The 2,001-nt window shown below is 51.1% G+C and carries 1 protein-coding gene; it reads left to right on the forward strand.

Annotation, left to right across the window (positions count from 1 at the left end):
* The first annotated feature begins 294 nt into the window (after positions 1 to 294).
* A complete protein-coding gene (ushA, locus tag FDW87_RS03855) occupies positions 295 to 1,947 on the forward strand; it encodes a bifunctional UDP-sugar hydrolase/5'-nucleotidase UshA (protein WP_137379467.1) in 1,653 nt (550 codons plus the stop codon).
* Positions 1,948 to 2,001: the final 54 nt, after the last annotated feature.

Consider the following 2,001-nt stretch of genomic DNA (forward strand, 5'->3'; position numbering starts at 1 on the left):
AAGTCACTTCTGTTTGGGTTGCGATTATGAGGGTAATCTAATTTGTTATTATTACCTGACTAACATACCTGCGGAAGGTGTTTGAAGGAAGTCTCATTTCTGAAAACATTTTCGGCTATTATTTTCAGTAGCTGTAATTTTATGCCCGAACTAATTCGACTTACAGGTAGGCGGCAAACGCGAGAGTCCCAGGAGCTTACTGCATAAGCGACAGGGGGAAGTGAGCGCAGCCAACGCACATGTAATTTGAAGGATAACGGGTATGGCGGTTGATATTGAGTCAGGGAGTGAAATATGAAGTTTTTAAAACGGGGCGTGGCGCTGGCGTTATTAGCCGCATTTGCGCTGGCAGGTCAACCTGCACAGGCGTACGAAAAAGATAAAACCTACAAAATTACCATTCTGCATACCAACGATCATCACGGTCACTTCTGGCGCAGCGAATACGGTGAATACGGGCTGGCGGCACAAAAAACGCTGGTGGACGGTATTCGTAAAGAGGTGGCTGAGGAAGGGGGCAGTGTACTGCTGCTTTCCGGTGGCGACATTAATACCGGCGTACCGGAGTCCGATCTGCAGGATGCGGAACCTGATTTTCGCGGAATGAACCTGATTGGCTATGATGCGATGGCGGTCGGAAACCACGAGTTTGATAATCCGCTTAGCGTATTGCGCCAGCAGGAAAAATGGTCCAAATTCCCGTTTCTCTCGGCCAATATCTATCAGAAAAGCACCGGCGAGCGTTTGTTTAAGCCGTGGGCCATCTTTAAGCGTCAGGATTTAAAAATTGCCGTACTCGGTTTAACCACTGACGATACGGCGAAAATTGGCAACCCAGAGTTCTTTACCGATATAGAGTTCCGTAAACCTGCTGATGAAGCCAAACTGGTTATCCAGGAACTGAATATGGGGGAAAAGCCGGACATCATTATTGCGACCACCCATATGGGACATTATGACAATGGCAATCACGGCTCGAACGCGCCTGGCGACGTAGAAATGGCGCGCAGCCTGCCGGCGGGATCGCTGGCAATGATTGTGGGTGGTCACTCGCAGGATCCGGTATGTATGGCCGCGGAAAACAAGAAGCAGGTTGATTACGTACCGGGTACGCCGTGTGCGCCAGACAAGCAAAACGGGATCTGGATTGTGCAGGCGCATGAGTGGGGGAAATACGTGGGGCGGGCGGACTTTGAGTTTCGCAATGGCGAAATGAAAATGGTTAACTACCAGCTCATCCCCATCAACCTGAAGAAAAAAGTGACCTGGGACAACGGTAAAAGTGAGCGCGTACTCTACACCCCGGAAATTGCAGAAAATCAGCAAATGCTTTCACTGCTGACGCCGTTCCAGAATAAAGGTAAAGCGCAGCTCGACGTGAAAATTGGTAGCGTCAATGCGCGCCTCGAAGGCGACCGTAGCAAAGTCCGTTTCGTACAGACCAACATGGGGCATTTACTGCTGGCTGCGCAAATGGCGCGAACCAGCGCTGATTTTGGCGTGATGAGCGGCGGCGGTATCCGTGACTCCATCGAAGGCGGTGATATCACCTATAAGAGCGTGCTGAAGGTGCAGCCGTTCGGTAACATCGTGGTGTACGCCGACATGAGTGGGAAAGAGGTGATTGACTATCTGACCGCCGTGGCACAAATGAAGCCGGATTCCGGGGCCTATCCGCAGTTTGCCAACGTCAGCTTCGTGGCGAAAGACGGCAAACTTAACGATTTGAAAATTAAAGGCGAACCCGTTGATCCAGCCAAAACCTATCGCATGGCAACGCTGAGCTTCAATGCCACCGGCGGCGATGGCTATCCGCGAATTGATAACAAGCCTGGCTATGTGAATACCGGGTTTATTGATGCGGAAGTGCTGAAAGAGTACGTACAGAAGAACTCACCGCTCGATGCCGGTGCGTATGAGCCGAAGGGTGAGGTAAGCTGGCAGTAACAGGGCAATTTGGGGCATCATTTTATCCGCTCCTCCGGGCCGCCCTTCATGGCG

The organism is Citrobacter sp. wls826, from assembly GCF_005281245.1.
GTDB lineage: Bacteria > Pseudomonadota > Gammaproteobacteria > Enterobacterales > Enterobacteriaceae > Citrobacter > Citrobacter braakii.